This is a genomic window from Spirosoma soli (assembly GCF_042684525.1).
Lineage (GTDB): Bacteria > Bacteroidota > Bacteroidia > Cytophagales > Spirosomataceae > Spirosoma > Spirosoma soli.
The window spans coordinates 503,452-521,409 of the sequence record NZ_JBHULN010000001.1 but is presented as its reverse complement, the minus strand read 5'-3'; the positions used below and the strand labels follow the sequence as shown (position 1 = coordinate 521,409).

The 17,958-nt window shown below is 49.7% G+C and carries 19 protein-coding genes; 9 read left to right on the top strand and 10 right to left on the bottom strand.

Translation table 11 applies throughout. From position 1 onward, the window contains the following. Positions 1–51: 51 nt before the first annotated feature. Both ACFSUS_RS02105 and ACFSUS_RS02100 read right to left on the bottom strand, forming a co-directional pair. Positions 52–1,383: a TldD/PmbA family protein gene (locus ACFSUS_RS02105; protein ID WP_381518385.1), complete on the bottom strand. Its 1,332-nt coding sequence runs from the start codon at positions 1,381–1,383 to the stop codon at positions 52–54. Between the two features lie 120 nt (positions 1,384–1,503). Beyond that, positions 1,504–3,147, bottom strand: coding sequence for a TldD/PmbA family protein (locus tag ACFSUS_RS02100; RefSeq protein WP_381518383.1), 1,644 nt, complete (start codon positions 3,145–3,147; stop codon positions 1,504–1,506). Positions 3,148–3,368: 221 nt separating this feature from the next. On the opposite strand from ACFSUS_RS02100, the gene ACFSUS_RS02095 reads away from it, so the two are divergent. After that, positions 3,369–3,536 (top strand): hypothetical protein, encoded by a 168-nt coding sequence (locus ACFSUS_RS02095; protein ID WP_381518380.1) that lies wholly within the window; start codon positions 3,369–3,371, stop codon positions 3,534–3,536. Positions 3,537–3,682: 146 nt separating this feature from the next. Here the strand turns inward: ACFSUS_RS02095 and ACFSUS_RS02090 are convergent, their stop codons facing one another. The 4 genes from ACFSUS_RS02090 to ACFSUS_RS02075 all read right to left on the bottom strand — a co-directional run bounded on the left by ACFSUS_RS02090 (position 3,683) and on the right by ACFSUS_RS02075 (position 6,687). Then, positions 3,683–4,771: an ATP-grasp domain-containing protein gene (locus tag ACFSUS_RS02090; protein WP_381518377.1), complete on the bottom strand. Its 1,089-nt coding sequence runs from the start codon at positions 4,769–4,771 to the stop codon at positions 3,683–3,685. Between the two features lie 255 nt (positions 4,772–5,026). Beyond that, on the bottom strand, positions 5,027–5,224 hold the full coding sequence (locus ACFSUS_RS02085) for a hypothetical protein (protein WP_381518375.1): 198 nt from the start codon (positions 5,222–5,224) through the stop codon (positions 5,027–5,029). 240 nt (positions 5,225–5,464) lie between these two features. After that, positions 5,465–5,962 carry a DinB family protein gene (locus ACFSUS_RS02080; protein ID WP_381518372.1) on the bottom strand — a complete coding sequence of 166 codons (498 nt, stop codon included), beginning with the start codon at positions 5,960–5,962 and terminating at the stop codon, positions 5,465–5,467. A gap of 20 nt (positions 5,963–5,982) precedes the next feature. Next, a complete protein-coding gene (locus ACFSUS_RS02075) occupies positions 5,983–6,687 on the bottom strand; it encodes an esterase family protein (protein ID WP_381518369.1) in 705 nt (234 codons plus the stop codon). A 143-nt stretch (positions 6,688–6,830) separates the two neighbouring features. Between ACFSUS_RS02075 and ACFSUS_RS02070 the strand changes: the two genes are divergently transcribed. From ACFSUS_RS02070 to ACFSUS_RS02045, 6 genes are all read left to right on the top strand, one after another. Next, positions 6,831–7,706, top strand: coding sequence for an alpha/beta hydrolase (locus ACFSUS_RS02070; RefSeq protein WP_381518367.1), 876 nt, complete (start codon positions 6,831–6,833; stop codon positions 7,704–7,706). A gap of 47 nt (positions 7,707–7,753) precedes the next feature. Then, the gene (locus tag ACFSUS_RS02065; protein WP_381518364.1) at positions 7,754–8,590 is read left to right on the top strand and encodes a glycoside hydrolase family 16 protein; all 837 of its coding nucleotides are present in this window, start codon (positions 7,754–7,756) and stop codon (positions 8,588–8,590) included. Between the two features lie 125 nt (positions 8,591–8,715). Continuing rightward, positions 8,716–10,428: a hypothetical protein gene (locus tag ACFSUS_RS02060; RefSeq protein ID WP_381518362.1), complete on the top strand. Its 1,713-nt coding sequence runs from the start codon at positions 8,716–8,718 to the stop codon at positions 10,426–10,428. 149 nt (positions 10,429–10,577) lie between these two features. Then, a complete protein-coding gene (locus ACFSUS_RS02055) occupies positions 10,578–10,910 on the top strand; it encodes an HNH endonuclease (RefSeq protein ID WP_381518360.1) in 333 nt (110 codons plus the stop codon). Between the two features lie 37 nt (positions 10,911–10,947). Further along, positions 10,948–11,337, top strand: a complete 390-nt coding sequence (locus ACFSUS_RS02050; protein ID WP_381518358.1) for a DoxX family protein — start codon at positions 10,948–10,950, stop codon at positions 11,335–11,337. Between the two features lie 194 nt (positions 11,338–11,531). After that, on the top strand, positions 11,532–11,906 hold the full coding sequence (locus ACFSUS_RS02045) for a nuclear transport factor 2 family protein (protein ID WP_381518356.1): 375 nt from the start codon (positions 11,532–11,534) through the stop codon (positions 11,904–11,906). Positions 11,907–12,368: 462 nt separating this feature from the next. On the opposite strand, the gene ACFSUS_RS02040 is transcribed toward ACFSUS_RS02045, so the two are convergent. Together ACFSUS_RS02040 and ACFSUS_RS02035 are read right to left on the bottom strand one after the other, a co-directional pair. Beyond that, positions 12,369–13,274, bottom strand: a complete 906-nt coding sequence (locus ACFSUS_RS02040; protein WP_381518353.1) for a hypothetical protein — start codon at positions 13,272–13,274, stop codon at positions 12,369–12,371. After that, the gene (locus ACFSUS_RS02035; protein ID WP_381518352.1) at positions 13,259–13,540 is read right to left on the bottom strand and encodes an NHL repeat-containing protein; all 282 of its coding nucleotides are present in this window, start codon (positions 13,538–13,540) and stop codon (positions 13,259–13,261) included. Before ACFSUS_RS02035 ends, ACFSUS_RS02040 begins: the two co-directional genes overlap by 16 nt. Between ACFSUS_RS02035 and ACFSUS_RS02030 the strand changes: the two genes are divergently transcribed. Further along, a complete protein-coding gene (locus tag ACFSUS_RS02030; protein WP_381518350.1) occupies positions 13,529–13,825 on the top strand; it encodes a hypothetical protein in 297 nt (98 codons plus the stop codon). The two genes, ACFSUS_RS02035 and ACFSUS_RS02030, sit on opposite strands and share 12 nt — an antisense overlap. Before the next feature lie 636 nt (positions 13,826–14,461). On the opposite strand, the gene ACFSUS_RS02025 is transcribed toward ACFSUS_RS02030, so the two are convergent. After that, entirely contained in the window at positions 14,462–15,085 is a 624-nt protein-coding gene (locus ACFSUS_RS02025; protein WP_381518347.1) for a response regulator transcription factor, read from the bottom strand. Positions 15,086–15,118: 33 nt separating this feature from the next. Beyond that, complete coding sequence (locus tag ACFSUS_RS02020; protein WP_381518344.1) at positions 15,119–16,927, bottom strand: sensor histidine kinase; 1,809 nt, start codon at positions 16,925–16,927, stop codon at positions 15,119–15,121. Positions 16,928–17,265: 338 nt separating this feature from the next. Between ACFSUS_RS02020 and ACFSUS_RS02015 the strand changes: the two genes are divergently transcribed. Next, the gene (locus tag ACFSUS_RS02015; protein WP_381518341.1) at positions 17,266–17,946 is read left to right on the top strand and encodes a hypothetical protein; all 681 of its coding nucleotides are present in this window, start codon (positions 17,266–17,268) and stop codon (positions 17,944–17,946) included. Positions 17,947–17,958: the final 12 nt, after the last annotated feature.

The window sequence follows — 17,958 nt, the reverse complement described above, 5'->3', positions numbered from 1 at the left end:
TTGGCTCTGTTTACTCTGTGAAAAGCTCTGTGCCTCTGTGTTTTCAAAAAACTAAACAGCGTCTGACAAACTCGTAAAGGTGAAGTCCCGGATTTTCAGCGGAGGTACCAAGTTTCCACCAATGCGAACGGGTTTACCCATGGCTTCTAGGTTGTTGAGCATGATGACCGGGCTTTCGTTGAAGCGGAAGTTCTTCACCGGAAACTTAATTTGGCCATTCTCAATGTAAAACGTCCCGTCGCGGGTTAGGCCGGTGTACAGCAGCGTTTGCGGATCAACGGGACGGATGTACCACAGCCGGGTAACCAGGATGCCTTTCTCCGTACTTTTAATCATGTCGGCCAGCGACTGCGTACCACCTTCCATAATGAAATTGCCCCCTGGCGGAATTGCCTTTACGCCTTTCTTTTCTGCCCAGTACCGACTGTAAGGCATATTTTTGACTACGCCCTTTTCGATCCACGTGACTTTTTCCTGTGGACGTCCGTCGCCACTGAAGGCACCGTTCGGCACTTCCATATTGGTTGGGTCCGAGTAAATGGTTACGCGTTCATCGAAGAGTTTTTCGCCCAGACGGGTACCTCCGCCTTTCTTGCTCAAGAAAGAACGACCTTCGTCGGCACTACGTGCGTCCATCGATCGAACAAGAGCTACCATTAGCGAGGCATCGACATTGGATACCAGAGCTGCTGGTTCCAGAATAACCGTATACTTACCTGGCTCCAAAGCTCGTGCACTCACCGATGCCTGCGCTTTCTGCATCGCAATTTCGGTTGAGTTTTTCGTGCTCAGCTTCGATACGTCGGTTACGTCGCTGGTGGCATATCCAGATCCTAATCCATCGGCGGTGCGCACTGTGATCGAAAATTCAACGGATGTTTCGCGGTTGTAAGCTGACAAGCCTTTTGTGTTGCCAATCGCATTGAAGCCAGTGCGGTCTTCCATGTAGCCAGCCGCCGTCAGGTTCTTTTTTCGGCAGGGATCAAGACTATCAAAGGTTGCTTGTGCCCGGAAATCCGGGTTAATTTTAGCGGTGCTTTCAGCGTATGGATCTGTTGTCAAATACGTCTGCGGCCCCAGCATGGGCATGTACTCCGGATTCTCGGGGGCCAGTCTGGCAATCTCTTCAGCCCGCCGAACAGTCTTTTCCAGCGACGCATCATCAAACTCGTTGATGGTGGCGGTGCCAGATTTCTTGCCGAAAACCGACGTAACACTTAGTGACAAATTACTGCTCTCGCCACTAGTCGATACAGAGTTACGGGCATATCGAATGTTACCCGTACGACCACCGGCCAGATTGACACTCATCTCATCGGCTTTCGAGTAGGCCAGTACTTTATCAATTATCTTCTTTGCTTCTTCTTTACTTAGGATCGCCATTGTTTTCGTAGTTGCTTGTCAGAGAGCGCCGTTGATCGTCGTTATGTAATCATTCATTGTTTTTCCTGAAGGGCAACAAAAAATGACTACTCATGACAACTACTGACCACTAACTGACTATTATATTTTCCGGGCTGTATTGATCACGTTGACACCGTTGAACCGCGTTGTAGCAGAACCATGCGAAACGGCACTGACCTGCGAGGGCTGCCCTTTGCCATCGAAAAACGAACCGAACGTACGGTAATCGTCTTTGTCGCAAAGCTGGGCGCAGGAGTTCCAGAATTCCTGGGTGTTGGATTGATAGGCTACGTCGTCGAGCATGCCTACAATTTCGCCGTTTTTGATTTCGTAGAAGAGTTGGCCACCAAACTGGAAGTTATATCGTTGCTGGTCAATGGAGTAGGAGCCCCGGCCAATAATATAAATTCCTTTGTCAACGCCTTTAATCATGTCGGAAACTGAGCGCTTTTCGGTACCGGGCTGGAGCGATACGTTTGGCATCCGCTGGAACTGCACGGAGTTCCAATTGTCGGCGTAACAACATCCGTTCGACTCTTTCTCGCCCAGAATAGCTACCTGATCGCGGATGGCCTGATAGTTCACCAGAATGCCGTCTTTAATTAAATTCCATTCTTTGCAGGGAACGCCTTCGTCATCGTAACCAACCGTACCCAGCGTATAAGGCTGCGTCTTGTCGGCCACAATATTGACTAGTTTACTGCCGTAATTAAAGCTCTTGGTTTTCCATTTATCGAGGGTGGCAAAACTGGTTCCGGCGTAGTTGGCTTCATAACCCAGTACGCGGTCGAGTTCGGTAGGGTGGCCTACTGACTCGTGGATTGTCAGGCCAAGGTGGTTCGGGTCCAGAACCAGATCGTACTTACCGGGTTGAACCGATTTGGCGGTCATTTTTTCTTTAACCTGCTTAGCCGCCATTACGGCGTCTTCGATCATGTCGTACGAGTTGCGGTAGCCGACTAAACCATTGGGCGCTGGGATCTTCTCCGAAGCCAATCCGTCGAGGTATTCGTAACCCATGCCCATTGGCGAACTAATCGCGTCGCGGGTTTTAAACTTGCCCGACGTCCGGTCGACTGCCGATACGGTAAACGTCGGCCAAACGCGGTGAACGTCCTGGTCGATATAGGAGCCGTCGGTCGAGGCAAAATATTTCTGCTCGTTAACGAAGAAGAGGTTAGACGTAACGAAGGCAGCTCCATTCTTCATGGCTTCGCTGTTGACCTTCATAAGCAGGTCAATTTTCTCCTGAACCGGAATCTCGAAGGCGTTTTTTTTGATGGGCGTTTTCCAGGTTACTTCGCCAACGCCTTTCTGTGGTGCCAGTTGTACAGGCTCGGTCTGGAGCTTCGAATTTGCTTTGGCAATAGCTACGGCGGTGGCCGCACATCGAGCAATGGCGTCGGGTGTTACGTCGCTCGTAGCCGCAAATCCCCAGGTACCATTCGCAATAACCCGAATGCCAATGCCGTACGATTCAGCGTTGACAATGTTCTGGACCTGCTTCTCGCGGGTAAACATGAACTGCTGCAGATAGCGCCCGATGCGAACGTCGGTATACGTAGCGCCTTTGCTTTTTGCCGCATTGAGGGCAACATCAGCGAGACGTTTCTTAACGGCCACATCAACACCCGGTTCGAGCAGGTGTTCGAGCGGCACCGCGTTGCCTAATACAGGTATGGATGAACCCATCAGCGCACCAACTCCCAAACCAGACAACTGGATAAAATCTCTTCTTTTCATGTAGTAATGAGCTGAAATATTAGAGCTACTTGTTGATGATTAGATAACTTGCTAATCAGTGAGAAACGCGAATATGGCCAAAAAAACCAAACACTTTGCTGCCGACAGGCCTTTTTGTGATGAATGGTGGAGTAGAATCGTAATAAATGCCTAAGATTATTTGGAAAAGTACTCAAAATGATTCGTTAAGATTTAGAAACACAGGTTCAAAGGCACAAGCTATGACAACAGCGACGGCTCAACAACTAGAAGAATTCGTACAGGACGTATTGATTACCATTCACGCCAACATCCGTGATCTGGAAGAGAAAAAAGCATTCGCCGAACGATACGTCGGACCGCCCTATAGAGCAAGACTGCATCGACGGTCGACTTTGCAGCTACATTGAAATGTTAGCAATCCTTCGTGCTTCAACCAATGATACCGGTATTGATCCGAAGGCAATTGGGCTATGAGGCCGTAAAAAAGCCCCGCACTCAAGGTACGGGGCTAGTATAATTAGAGTAGGTAGGGCAGTTTGGCTACCTGTCCGCTTTATTTCTTACTCTTTTTTGGTTTCTCTTCTTTCTTTTCCTCTTTGCTTACTTTTTCGGCCTTTGGCGCTTTCTCTGGTTTAACTTCTTTCTCGACTTTAGGTGCCTTGGTGGGCGGAGCAGCAACCGGAGTGAGCCCGCTGACCGAGCCACGGACAAAGGTCCCCCAGGTTAGATTGTCTTTGCCTTTCTGCGCTTTTTTAGCCCGGTCGATAGCCATGTTTGCAGCGGCCTCAACTACCCACTCAAAGTTCTCCTGGCCAACTGAGTGCACATCGGCATCGGGCGCTGGGTTACAAAAATCAATGGCAATGGGGATACCGTCGCGTACGGCAAACTCCACCGTATTGAAGTCATAACCAAGGCCATGATTTAGCTTCAGGACGTAGTCGGTCATGGTTTTCAGCAGTTTCTTACCAGCATCGCCGGTCGTTTTCATTTCGGCTGCATAGCGTAGGTGGTGCGGATTGCGAGGTTCATACGGCATAATGCGAACGTCTTTACCACCAATGCAATAGCAGCGGAAGTAATCGTCAAAATCAATGGCTTCCTGATACAACATGACCAGCTGGGCGGTCTCATCGTAGGCCTTGAACATCTGTTCCGGGTTGTCTACCTTATAAACGCTCTTCCAGCCGCCCCCGGCGTGCGGTTTCATAAAGGCGGGAAAGCCGATGTGGTTGAAAATGGCGTCCCAGTTCATGTGCCGAAGGTTGCGGAACGAATTATGATTCGTGTCGTCAGGGCGTTCTTTTGAGGGCAGTAAGATTGTTTTTGGTACCGGCACGCCCAACTGCACCGCCAGGGCATTATTGAAGAATTTCTCGTCGGCACTCCACCAAAAGGGATTATTAACAACGGCGGTTCCGGTTAAGGCTGCGTTTTTCAGATAGGCTTTGTAAAACGGTACATCCTGCGAAATACGGTCGATGATAACGGCGTAGTCCGTTGGAACGCTCTGCTCAACCTGCTCGATACTGACAAATTCCGCGGGAAAATCACGCTGCTTTTCGTTCACCCGATCGACGAATGCCTGAGGAAAGGTGTTTTCCTGGCCAAATAAGATTCCAATCTTTGACTGCTTGCTCATGATAAAGTAGTTAACTGTTGAGTAGGGGCCGCCTATTCCTTTAGCAGCTTGACGTTTGCCCCGTAATGTCATGGCAAAATGCAGCCTATTACAGACAAAAACAAAAAAGCCCGATTGCCACTAGTGGCAATCGGGCAAATTGAGCAGTTTGAGGAAAGTATACTATTAACAGAATACTGAACTCATTAAGCGGTAAAAGAGTAATCACTGAACGTAAATGGATGAGGATTCGGTTCAGCGTAACTTGATTTCTATTCACCCTTTCAGCGCTTGCCCAATCCGCCGAACAACCCATATGACTATACCAACGAAGAAGCCTGCTACGGCACTGAGGTTGGTGCGCTGGTAGGGGTGCCGTATTCTATCAATGAAAATCAGGATAATGCAAATCGCTAATACCGAAAGAATATAAGGCAAATTAGCTGTTGCGTATTGGCAGGGTTGAGGAATCATGGTGGTTTGAAGGAATAAATTGCGCGTTGTCCATAAAAACCAAATTGTTTTCTCAAAATTCAAGCGTTGCTTGCTGTTTTACAATGTGTCTTCCATGAATGGAAAAATAACGTAAATGAAATGCTGTAGGCAGGTTTGGGTGATAGGAGCGACTTCCATTTATTCATTAGTAGAACGCCCATTACATCAGTTTAGAAAAACTGACATAATGGGCGATTGCGGCCATCGGGATGCTACTTTCTACAGCAGCGTTTTGAGATGATGTTCTAAGTGGGCGACGTAATCTTCAATAAGCCAACCTAGCGTGTAATCAGGAGCTTCGCTGTTAAGTTGATTTGTGTGGCCAAATTGGACCGAGATAGATAAAGCCTCGGCCGACATTATGTCAGCAACGTAGATAATCTGCGTATTCAGACTACTCCATAACGCAAGTAAATGAGCCAGAGGTAAATCGTTATAACGGTTTATGAGAACCAGGTTATTTTGGTCATATCCCTGAACCTGATACGCCTGCCTGGTAGCCTGCCCGATAAGCGATTGAGCATCGGTGAATCGCTTTAGGTTATTAATTGCTGAATCAATCAGGTGTCCTAAAATTTCTTTGCGAGACCACTTGCCGGGGACTTTATGCGCCAGTTCTATTTCCGGTACGTTGCCTAAACGTTCGGGTACGTGTATTATATGACCGCGCAAACTCTGAAGTGCGTTGACGATGCTGCCGGTTGGCTGAGCGTACATAGTTGACGGCCATGTTTATATTAAATCATGCTCAGATATCGAGGAAACTGGTCTTTCCAGACGGGCCAGTCATGGTTACCCCACGGGGCTATGTCCAGTCGATGCCGTATGCCTTTGCGATTTAAAATATTGGACATCTGAATGTTTGAGCCTTTGCAGAAGTCATACTCAGATGTACCCAAAACGATGTTCATGCGGTGAAATTCGTCGTTTTGGGCGTTCGGCATGAAATCGGGCGGGTTGTTGAAATAGACGTTTTCGTCGTAATATCCGTTCAGAAATGACCGGATGTCGAAAGCGGCCCCCATGGTAAGCAGGTGGCCTACCTGTTCGGGATGACGAAAGGCAAAATTCATGGCGTGATACCCGCCAAAAGAGGCACCCGATACCCCGATCTTCTGAACATTACATTCGCGCTGGATGCCCGGTACTAACTCCTCGTGCAGAAATCGATCATAGAGTACGTGATTCCAGATGCGCGTGCCAGGGTGCAGGTGCTTCGCGTACCAACTGTCGCGGTCGATGCTGTCGATGCAAAACAATTTCACTTTACCCGTCTCAACAAACCAGCGGGCGGTCTCGGTTAAGCCAAAGTCTTTGTATTCATAGTAATGACCCATAGAAGTCGGAAACATCACTATGGGGTAACCCCAGTTACCAAAAACCAGCATCTCAATGTCGCGACCCAAGTGGTGCGAATACCATTTACGATAATCTTCCTGCAAGGCGATGATTGTCTAAAAAACGTTGAAATCTTCGGTTGAAAATAGGCGAAATAGCTGGTATCGGCAAAAAAGAGAAAGAGACAAACCGAAAATTACCTACTTTGCGTGTTGTGATTCTCTTACTAATGACACTTTTAGCGCTTATGGCTGACTACAAACCGGCCTCCGTTGGCGCCGAACCACCCACCGTAACGGTCCGGCGAGACGACTCATTATATTCAGTTCCTTTGAAACGTCTTGTTCTGTTAGACGTTGTATTGCCTCCTGGTTACCAAGCTTCTCTTAGGGGAGAGCCGCTGCCAGTCTTGTTTCTGAACGATGGGCAGGATTTGCCGCGTCTGCGCATGACGGCGGTGCTTGACTCACTTTACAGAGCGCAAGTCATCCGGCCTTTCGTTCTGGTGGCCATTCATGCGGGCGATCGCATTCAGGAATATGGTACAGCAGCCCGAGCTGATTACCTGAACCGGGGTAGCAAAGCGGGACTTTACACCGATTTCGTGCTTACCGAACTGATCCCGTACATCAGAAAGCACTATCATGTTACCGCTGATCCGGTGCAATCGGTGTTTGCGGGTTTCTCGCTGGGTGGCTTATCTGCCTTCGACATTACGTTCCACCACCCCGAGCGCTTTAGTAAAGCAGGGGTATTTTCGGGGTCGTTCTGGTGGCGGAGTAAGAAGTTTGATAAAAGCTATTCCGACGATACCGACCGGATTATGCACAACTTAGTGCGTGAAGGCAAATACCACAAGGCACTGAAATTCTGGTTTGAGACTGGCACCGAAGATGAAACCAGCGATCGGAATAACAACGGTATCATTGACGCCATTGAGGACACGACCGATTTGATGGATGAACTGGTCAAAAAGGGGTACCGGTACAACCCTGCTGGTGGCCCGTCTGATATACGATACGTGGAGGTAAAAGGCGGGCAGCATAATCAGGAGACATGGAGCGCTATTATGCCGGACTTTCTAAAGTGGGCGTTTCCAAGAAGCGAAAAGGGTAAAGAATGAACACTGCCCAACAGTCTACATGTATCATTTATAAAATCCTGAACTCGATGTACTTTCTTCTACTAACATTCCTATTGTCTTGTAAAAGCCCTGAAACCAGTTTATCTCTTCCAGCTCCGGTTGTTGTGACGTCACCTACTAGTGTAAGCACTATACCCATAACCCGTAAGCTCGTTTGGGCAGATGAATTTGATAAAGATGGACTGCCTGATTCAACGAAGTGGGGGTACGATGTCGGTGGTAATGGCTGGGGCAATAACGAATTACAGTTTTATACCCGTCGGCGGCCAGAGAACGCCCGCATTGAAAATGGTAAACTCATTATTGAAGCCCGTAAAGAAGCATATCAGGACAAAAACTATACGTCGGCCCGGCTGCTAACTCAGCAGAAAGGAACTTGGACCTACGGCCGCATGGAAGCGATGGCGAAACTACCTAAAGGGGTGGGCACGTGGCCTGCCGTTTGGATGCTGGGAAAGAACATTCCGAAGGTTGGATGGCCCCGCTGTGGCGAAATCGACATCATGGAGCATGTCGGTTTTGATGAGGGCGTTGTTCACGGAACTGTCCATACCGAATCCTACAACCACGCTAAGAAAACTGAAAAGGGGAATGCTATTACCGTTAAAGACGTAACGTTGGGTTTCCATCTCTACGCCATCGAGTGGACAGCCGACCGAATAGACTTTTTTGTCGACGATCAGAAATATTATACGGTTGAAAAATCAGCGTTGGGTAATGCCGAAGCGCAATGGCCGTTCGATCAGCCGTTCTTTCTAATCCTGAATGTGGCTGTAGGCGGTAACTGGGGTGGAAAGAAAGGCGTCGATGACACGATCTGGCCGCAACGTATGGAAGTGGATTATGTGCGGGTGTATCAGTAAAGCAGGGCATTTTATCGAAAGACTGATTGCGCCCGGCTGAGACACTTGCAGCCGGGCGTTTTGGTTTAGATTCGTTTTTGACGACACAATGACTATCTTCCCCAACGAATACCAACCTGACTACCATGAAACATCCACTACTGCTGCTTCTCGTGCTGTGGACAACTGCTGCTCATCCCCAGACGACCTTTAACGTTTCTTACTCCGCTACCCAAATTCGGCAACCTCTCGATGGGCGTGTGCTGCTGATTTTAGCGAAAACTAACAAGCCCGAACCCCGTCAGCAGGTCAGCGATGCCGTTGAAACGGCGCAACTGTTTGGCATCGATGTGAACGGACTCAAGCCGGGCCAGCCTGCGGTGGTCGATGCCAGCGTATTTGGCTATCCGAAACGTAGCTTGAAAGACCTTGCACCCGGTGATTACTATGTGCAGGCGGTGCTTCACAAGTACGAAACATTTAAACGGAAGGATGGGCACATCGTTAAACTGCCGATGGACCGGGGAGAGGGCCAGAACTGGCGCACGGCACCGGGTAACATGTTTAGCAAACCGCAGAAAATCAGTATCAGAAGGGGCGCTAAGCAATCAGTAGCTGTGGTTATGGACCAAGTTAATCCACCCATCGAGGCCCCAAAAGACACTAAGTTTATCAAACACATTAAGATCCAGAGCAAACGCCTGACTGAATTCTGGGGACGGCCGATGTATCTTGGAGCCCACGTACTCCTACCGGCGGGTTTTGATGAACACCCCGATGCCCGGTTCCCGATCTGCATCAATCACGGCCATTTTCCGGCCGACTTCGACGGGTTCAGCGAAACACCGCCAGCTGCCAACATGGACACAACCGACTACATCGAACGATTCAAGATCTATGGCTACAAAAAGATTGTAGCACAGGAAGCCTACGATTTTTATAAGAAATGGACAAGTAAGGATTTCCCGCGTATGTTAATCGTGGAGATTCAGCATGCGAATCCGTATTACGACGACTCCTACGCTGTTAACTCTGAAAACTTGGGGCCATATGGCGACGCTATCATGTATGAACTGCTGCCCGAGATCGAAAAACGGTTTCGTGGTATTGGCCAAGGTTGGGCGCGGTTTACCTACGGCGGTTCGACAGGTGGCTGGGAAGCGCTGGCTGCGCAGGTATTCTATCCCGATGAATTCAATGGGTGCTTTGCCGCCTGCCCTGACCCAATTGCATTCGATGCCTATACGGTCTTCAATCTATATAAAGACAAAAATGCGTATTACAGCGAAGGACCGTTTCGGCGAACACCCCGGCCTGGTCAGCGCAATTACCTCGGCCAGGTAAAGGTAACGCTTGAAGAAACGAATCACCGCGAGCTGGCCCTCGGTACGCACAGTCGTTCTGGGGATCAGTTCGACATTTGGGAAGCTGTGTATTCGCCCGTTGGGGCAGACGGCTATCCGAAGCGGGTCTGGAACAAGCTAACCGGCGAAATCGACACAACAGTTGCCGCGTACTGGCGCGATCACTATGATTTGCTACACATTCTTCGGCGCGACTGGAAAACACTTGGCCCCAAAGTCACCGGTAAAATTCACCTCTATTGTGGCGATATGGATAATTATTACCTAAATAACGCTGTTTACTTAATGGAAGATTTTCTGAAAAGTGTAAAAAGTCCATCCGCTAACAGCGAAGTGGCCTACGGAGACCGCGCCGAGCATTGCTGGAATGGCGACCCGACGCAGCCTAACTACATTAGTCGACTACGTTATAACACGATGTACGTCGACAAAATCCTCAAACGCATTGAAGAGTCGGCACCAAAGGGAGCTGACTTAAAAAGCTGGAGATATTAAGCAATAATGTGCAAATTACAAGATTGTTAGCTGATATGCAATCAATTGAATATGAGCGGGTTGTGTGATAGTTGGGCGCTCCGTAATGAACTAAAAAAAGCACTCGTTAGTATTTAAAGCAAACGAAAGACGATTTTACAGTGGTTACGATGAATCTACCGGACGTCCTGAATGGGAATCGGGTACAAAAAGAACTGGATTTCGAATTATTGCAAACGAAGTTCAGCAAGCACCGGCGCTTACAGGTATTTGCTCAGAAAGGAACGTCCTGCGTACGGTGTGGTGTCGAAGGGGTACATTTGATTGCTTCTATTGATCCGGGGGGCGGGTATCATGTCGATCTGTTTACGGCTGATTTCACTCTGATGACTATTGACCATATCGTTCCCCGATCCAAAGGGGGCCGGAGTACCTTAGCGAATTACCAACCCATGTGTCAGTATTGTAACTCCCGGAAAGGCAATACAATGGAGGAAGCGTAGAGACCGCAGTAAGGATAATTATAACGCACTCATTGCCATGAACGAGAAACTTGTAAAGAAATGGGCCAGAATTTTGCTGGGAGGTAGTTTGGTATATGCCGGGATAAGCCATTTGACCGTTGCACGGAAAGCGTTTCGGGCGCAGGTGCCGGATTGGGTGCCTTTAGCGAAAGATGACACGGTTGTTTACTCGGGCATCGCCGAAATTGCGTTAGGTAGCAGCCTGGTGTTAACCGACGAAGCGCACCAGCAGGGCGTTGGCAAGGTAGCGGCCACTTTTTTTACGGCTATTTTTCCCGGCAACATTTCGCAGTACGTCAATCGGCGAAACGCCTTCGGTTTGGATACAGATCAGAAACGATTTATCCGCTTATTTTTTCAGCCCGTGCTTATCTTCTGGGCGCTGAAAAGCACCGACAATTTGTAAACGCACGGGTGCTGACCGTTGGCGATTATGAAATGTCGGAAACGTTCGGCGTAATCTTCAGACTATGCCGAACCGGAATCTGAAAACTGGCTACGTTGATCTCAACCCATACAGATTAATTATCAAGCTGTACCGAGCATTCTTTTGAACGATATGCCTTGATTTTTGTGGAAGAGATAAACAAGCTTGTTGTTATGAACCGGTTGGAGCAAATTCAGGAAATGGAGAAACGACTTCTCAACGCTATGCTTGCCAGCGATGTACATGAACTTGATCGGCTTATATCCGATCAGGCAATTGTCAGTGGAACCGATGGTCGGTTATCGAATAAGACGGACGATATAGCGGCTCACCGGGATGGTTCACTGCGCATTCTGACGATGATACCTCAGGAGACCACCGTTCAGTTTTTTTCTGAAGTGGCTATCGTTTTTGCCCTTATGGATATACAGGGAGCCTTCCAGAACCAGGCATTTGCCGGTCGGTTTCGCTACACGCGTGTTTGGCATAGCCTGGGTGGGACATGGCAAATTGTTGCGGCTCACATCAGTTCAGTATCAGATCGCTGATTTTTATACCTATACTATCCTTTAAGACTACTATCGATGAGCGTGGTCTGGAGACTACGCTCAGGTGTTATCCGCCGGGTGGCCGGTGCCATCTCTGACCGGAGTTGTAGGCTATTTTACACTGGTCAGAGACCGGATAACACTGCGACGTAGTCTGGAGACTACGCCGAGCGGGGGACTATCACTACTGGCAACACTGTAGATGAATAATGCTATACTACACCTTTAACGAGACTGGCGAAAGTACAAATTGACTGCTCGCCTAAGTTTTATATTTTTTCCTTATCTGTTCGATAAATCCAATTATGTAAAGGGAAAGTAGTTAGAAATAGGAAGTTCGTAGTCTCGATATCAAAATAGAAAAAGTTACAAACGTATTCGTAGTTGAGGTCCTGAATACGTACCTGATAAGGGTCTATTTGGTTGTGAGAAAGCACCTGCTTTAAACCCTATAGCTCCACTCTATTTGACTTTAATCACCCAGTAGTCGCGATAGCCCCGGCTATCTTCACTTTTGTCGCCCGACGCGTTAGCACCCGACGTGCCACCCAGCACAAAACCACCGTCCGGCGCGGGGACAAACAAGCCAATTTCTCCCCCGTCGGCGGACTCATTAGTTGTGAAAATTTTCTCCCATTGTTTATTCCCCTCGCTTGTATACCGACTCAAGCAGTAATGGTAAGATGTCCGGCCGACGGGACCCTGATGAACCCCACCGCCCAGTAAGAACCCGTTATCTGATGTCGGGGCAATGGTCACTGTGTAGTCAACTGCGTAGGGCGGTTCGGCATTATACGAGTGATCCCACTGCTTGCGGCCATTCTCCGTGAGCTTCACCACCCAATAGTCATGGTGACGGCCCCGGGAATCTTGACTTTTCTCTCCCGATCGATTGGAATCAGACCAGCCCGCCAGCAGAAAACCCCCATCGGCACTCGTCGCCATCGTCTCTAAGTAATCAAAGTTGTCGCCCCCCAGGGTTCTGTCCCACTGCTTCTGGCCGTCCTTGGTGATCTTGACCACCCAGTAATCCATAAAGTAATCCATAACGCCCCGGTTGGCCTGGGTTTTGTCCCCCGAGACCGGTGAGGTGGAGGTGCCCCCTAACAAATAGCCACCGTCCGGCGTAGCCAGAATCTTCTTTAGTTCCTCATGGCCAGTACCGCCAAAGGTTCTGTCCCACTGCTTGGTTCCGTCGGCACCCAGTTTAATGATCCAGTAATCCGCATCGCCCTGGGTATCCTCCGTTTTGTCACCCGACGCATGGGAATAGCTCTTACCGCCAATCAGAAAGCCCCCGTCGGCGGTAGCCACCATGCCGTACAGACCATCCTCAGGGGCGATGGGCGTTCTTAAAATTTTTTCCATTGCGTGGTGCCATCTGGGTTTAGTTTAACCACCCAAAAGTTCGCGTCGCCGGTGGCCAATCTGATCACCCCACCCAGCAGATAACTACCATCCGGGGCGACAACCGCCGAGTGCAGATCCGTTCCCGACCCGTTTTTACCAAAGGTTTTGTCCCATTGTTTGCGGCCATCGCTGTCCAGCTTTACCACCCAGATGTCACTATGCTCAGGGCCGTTTCGGGGCTGGGATTTGTCGCCCGACAGGTTTGAATCGGAATGGCCGGCCACTATATAGCCGCCGTCGGGCGTTGTAGCCAGGGTACGCAGGTAGTCATCTTTGTCTCCCCCCAGGGTTCGATCCCATACTTTGGTTGCCCCGGCCAGCCCCTGGGTCGACTGGGGGTCCTGGGGTTGACAAGCACTCAGCAGCAGGGCAAGGGGCTAGGTGGTGAACTGGGGCGTGAATGGCGAGCGCATGGTCGAGTTGTTAGGTTAACGGTTCAGTTATTGCTGATCGTTGGTCAGAAAGAGAGGGCGTGCTGGCTGGGCCTGCTAATGGCCCCATTTACTTAACTACTGTATAAATACTACTCCATCTTATATAAGAGCCTTTGGTGAGAATGAAAAAGTAAACTTTTGCTCATACATCTGGAAAAGAAGCTGCTCATTGAAGCCAAAACGGGGTGGTGACATACGATGTCACCACCCCGTTTTGATGCTGTATAAATTGTACAATTCCGGGTAGTGTTGTATAAGTGCAACTATGTAAAGTAGAGCATCCCAATACCTTAGGTTTTTGCTATAAAGCGGCTTGTAGCCTCTTCGATCAACGACAAGACATCTTTATATTCAGTCAGCGACTTTAAAGGTTTGGAATGTCCTGTGATGAATATTTCACAGTGCGTACCTGCCGTACTAGCTACCTTATCTATACTATTAACATTGACAAGGCATGGCATCTTGTCGTCGAAGTTTATCACTTGAATAAAAACTGGATTCATATCTAAGGGAATTGAGTGAAGAAGAAATGTTACTAGATCTCGGTTCTACTGATTAAGCAGCAAGGTATTCTAATGTTGTATAATCTGCGTTGTGTTAACAACGACACAAAGTAACACAAAATAGCCGATGTCGTGCCGCTTAGTCTACTCAGTGCGTCAACGGCAGTAAACCATTTTCAGTTGTACGTCTAGTAGTCTATTTATCAACCTAATACTTTCCAAAAAACTTGTTCAACGCTTCGACTTTGTTGTCCACGTGAAGCTTTTCGTAAATGTTGTAGATGTGCTTCTTCAGAGTCTTTACGCTGATGAACAACTGGTCGGCGGTTTCGGTGTAGGTCAGGCCTTTGGAGAGCATCCTCAGCACGTCTTCTTCGCGGGGCGTAATGCCGTAGCTGGTGCGGGGCTGGCCCTGGCGCTGCATCTTAGCCACGATCTTGCGGGCAATATCGCTGCTCATGGGGGAGCCGCCCTCGTACACCTCCCGAATGGCGGTCAAGAGGAGTTCGGGCTTGCTTTTTTTGAGAATGTATGAGTTGGCTCCTGCTTCGAGTGACTGAAATACCTTCTCGTCTTCGTCGTAGACTGTACACATGATGAACTCGACGTTGGGGCAGAGGGGCTTCAGTTTGCGGACGCAGTCGATGCCGCTGATGTCGGGCAGGCCGATGTCCATCAGGACCACGTCGGGCAGGAGTTCGGGGATTTTCTTCAGCGCATCGGTACCGGTCGAGACCACGCCGATACAGCTGTAGTCATCATTGCGGCTCACGACAGTTTGCAGGAGCAGTTGAATGTCTTCATTGTCTTCAACAATCAGCACAGAAATCATCGGTCGTGTGGTTTAGGCTTCGCTTTGGCAGGCTTACAGACTCATCGGTGTTTGGATCAGCACCGATGTCCCATTGTCGGTCACCCAGTTGATCTGCCCCCGGATGGTTTCGATATTCTTTTTCATATTTCGAAGCCCATTGCTCCAGCGTTTGGCAGCGTTTTCGGGCATTCCTTTGCCATTGTCTCTGATCAGGATGGCTAACTCATTGTCAATCGTTTCGATCGTCAGCTCCACTTTCGAGGCTTCGGCATGTTTGACGATATTATTGACGGCTTCTTTCACTGAATGATAGACGCTCCGGCGGATAAATCCCTTCAGTTCGCGCTCCGGGTCGATGATGCTTTCGCTAAAGATCATCTGAATACCGGCTTCGTCCAGAAAGTCGGCGCAGAATTTTCGAACGTACGCCACCAGACTCTGTACGGTATCATTGTTAGCGTTCAGGCTCCACACGATTTCGTTCATTTTGATGGTCATCTCCGACGATGCCTTAGCAATGATGCGTACTTCGGGCGAGTCGGTGCGGGCGTTTTGTTTCAGGAGTTCGCTCGCCAGTGAAATTGAGGTAAGTGTTGCGCCCAGTTCATCGTGTAACTCCTGCGAGATACGGCTTCGCTCTTCCAGTTGGGCAGCCATGCGGCTTTTTAACTGCGTCCATTCAGCCTCCAGTTCCAGTTTAGCCAGCTTTTCCGACTCCAGCATTTTGCGCTTACGCCAGTATAAGACCAGCAGCGTAGCCACCAGCGCGACGACCAGGCACCCCGCGATCAGGGCCGCAATAATATTGTTTTTCTTCGTCAGGGCTAGTTGTCGCTCGGCGTTCTGCTTTTCTTCGCGTAGCTTCCGTACCTTGTTGTCGTACTGAATAAGCTGCTCGTTTTTTTTGCCATTGTCAAACTCACTGACGGCTGCGTTATACTGCTCAAGGGCGATCAGAGCCTCGGCGGGCCGCCCGGTTTTTTTCAGGAGTCGATACTGGGTTTGGTAATAATTCTGACGGTCCAGCATCGGCAGCGAGCCGACAGCAGTTAGCCGCGCTACCTCGCCTAGCCGACGTTTAGTCGCCCGCCAGTCACCGGCCAGCCAGTCGGCCTGGGCCAGCCCGATCAGCGGCTGGGCCAGATAGGCGGGGGGATACAGGGATCGGGTCAGGTCGTAGTAGCGGCCGAAATAATACCGGGCTGAGTCGGTCCGATGTCGTGCCACGTAATATTCGCCTGCATTCTTGTACAGTTCGGTCTGCTCACGCCAGGTTTTGGGGCCAGCCGCCAGGGTAATGCCTTTCGCCAGATACTTGAAAGCAGCTGCTGTGTCTTTTCGAGCTGTTTCGAAGCCGTACAAGTTGACATAGTTACCAATCATGGAGCCCGTATCGGCGTCGCTGATGGCCCGTTGCGGAGACTTCAACTGGTATTCAATAGCCAGGTCGTCGCGTTGCTGAAAGTGAAACAAAATGGCCAGGTTGTTCTGGATCATCGGAACGCGCGACGTGTCCTGCGTAAATTGCTGGTTGTCCAAAGCCCGGAGGTAGTAGATGATGGCCGAATCGTTCTGCTCCTGAAGCTGGTGGAAGATGGCCCGCGAGAAGTCCATCAGCATCCGAAATCGCTGGCGGGCCGGGTGCTCGACCAGGACCATAGCCGTATCGCTCAGCCGCCGGGCCAGTTTGAAATCGCTCCGGTAGGCCGCCCGGTTGTACATCGCCTGATTGTAATAGTTGAAAAGCCCCTGATCAAATCCGTTTTTGCGGGAGATCGCCCCGGCCTGCACGATGAGGGCGTAGGCACTGTCGGGGCTGGTATGTTGCACCTGATACGCCTGGTCAAACAGCCGAAACACCCGGATAGAATCTTCCGCTGATATACCGGCCTATGCGGGCGTTGCCCGTTGCCGACAGGCTGTTGTCAGAAGCGCCCAGGTAATGAGCAGTAGGAAAGAGCAGGTAGTGCGCGTCATAAATCGGGAATGCTTATTGGGCAAATGTAACCGTTCCGTTACGGAGTCGGACGGTCGGTCGAATAAATACTACAAAAGTAGTAGGGCGGCAAAAGTACTTTGATTATCAGTTTCATTGAGTGACTAATTCACCGAAAGTAGTAGCTAAATATACTACTTAGGTAGTATGGTGTCGCATGGTGCGGCCGTTGACCTTTGTCCTGAACAAAACAGACCAGCACATGAAAAAAAATGTCAAATTAGTCGCCCTCGCTCTTCTCCTGCATACAGCCGCATTCGCCCAGGAAAATAAAGAACAACTCGTCGATAAAATCGAGCAGAGTAATGTGTGGATGACCGGGTATGTAGTTGAAAAGCTATTTACGATCAACCTCTCGCCGACCATGTGGGAGGCTGTATTGGCCGCCCCCAGCCAGCCCCGCGGGCGGGATAGTTTCAAACGGATGGCCCAGTCGCTGGTCGATTTCTCAGACAAAGCGGGCTACACAACCCTCGATGCGAAGTGTGGTTATAGCGTTCAGACCGAAAAAGCCAAAGAGTGGCAACCAACCTGCAAAGAGCAGATCGACGGACTCGCTAGCAAACTGACCTTCAAGTTTGACGCACCGACGGTGGCCAAAAACCCGGAGTCGTTTAACCTGGCGATGGGCTATATGACGACCATTGCCGACTTTTTCGGCTCGCGTAGCCGCTATATCGCCGAAGGCTGGCGGCCTAAAGGCGATAAGCTCAACATCATCCTTAGTCCATCCGACAAAGCTACGGGCGTGAAAGTTGCCTGGAGCACCGACGGTCAGACGGTTACTATTAGCGGCCCGGCCAGCCGGGAAGGTCCCGGTTGGAACGACGCGATTCTGAATGGGCTGGCCAAAGGCGGTAAGGGCAGTGTGGCTGCCAAGTAAGGAGTTGTTTTG

Excerpts from the sequence above, each read along its gene's own strand:
- ACFSUS_RS02030 (WP_381518350.1), top strand. The coding sequence starts at position 13,529 with ATGGCCGGCCACTATATAGCCGCCGTCGGGCGTTGTAGCCAGGGTACG.
- ACFSUS_RS02090 (WP_381518377.1), bottom strand. The coding sequence starts at position 4,771 with ATGAGCAAGCAGTCAAAGATTGGAATCTTATTTGGCCAGGAAAACACC.
- ACFSUS_RS02040 (WP_381518353.1), bottom strand. The coding sequence starts at position 13,274 with ATGGAAAAAATTTTAAGAACGCCCATCGCCCCTGAGGATGGTCTGTAC.
- ACFSUS_RS02055 (WP_381518360.1), top strand. The coding sequence starts at position 10,578 with ATGAATCTACCGGACGTCCTGAATGGGAATCGGGTACAAAAAGAACTG.
- ACFSUS_RS02100 (WP_381518383.1), bottom strand. The coding sequence starts at position 3,147 with ATGAAAAGAAGAGATTTTATCCAGTTGTCTGGTTTGGGAGTTGGTGCG.
- ACFSUS_RS02050 (WP_381518358.1), top strand. The coding sequence starts at position 10,948 with ATGAACGAGAAACTTGTAAAGAAATGGGCCAGAATTTTGCTGGGAGGT.
- ACFSUS_RS02025 (WP_381518347.1), bottom strand. The coding sequence starts at position 15,085 with ATGATTTCTGTGCTGATTGTTGAAGACAATGAAGACATTCAACTGCTC.
- ACFSUS_RS02060 (WP_381518362.1), top strand. The coding sequence starts at position 8,716 with ATGAAACATCCACTACTGCTGCTTCTCGTGCTGTGGACAACTGCTGCT.
- ACFSUS_RS02065 (WP_381518364.1), top strand. The coding sequence starts at position 7,754 with ATGTACTTTCTTCTACTAACATTCCTATTGTCTTGTAAAAGCCCTGAA.
- ACFSUS_RS02085 (WP_381518375.1), bottom strand. The coding sequence starts at position 5,224 with ATGATTCCTCAACCCTGCCAATACGCAACAGCTAATTTGCCTTATATT.
- ACFSUS_RS02080 (WP_381518372.1), bottom strand. The coding sequence starts at position 5,962 with ATGTACGCTCAGCCAACCGGCAGCATCGTCAACGCACTTCAGAGTTTG.
- ACFSUS_RS02105 (WP_381518385.1), bottom strand. The coding sequence starts at position 1,383 with ATGGCGATCCTAAGTAAAGAAGAAGCAAAGAAGATAATTGATAAAGTA.
- ACFSUS_RS02095 (WP_381518380.1), top strand. The coding sequence starts at position 3,369 with ATGACAACAGCGACGGCTCAACAACTAGAAGAATTCGTACAGGACGTA.
- ACFSUS_RS02045 (WP_381518356.1), top strand. The coding sequence starts at position 11,532 with ATGAACCGGTTGGAGCAAATTCAGGAAATGGAGAAACGACTTCTCAAC.
- ACFSUS_RS02015 (WP_381518341.1), top strand. The coding sequence starts at position 17,266 with ATGAAAAAAAATGTCAAATTAGTCGCCCTCGCTCTTCTCCTGCATACA.
- ACFSUS_RS02070 (WP_381518367.1), top strand. The coding sequence starts at position 6,831 with ATGGCTGACTACAAACCGGCCTCCGTTGGCGCCGAACCACCCACCGTA.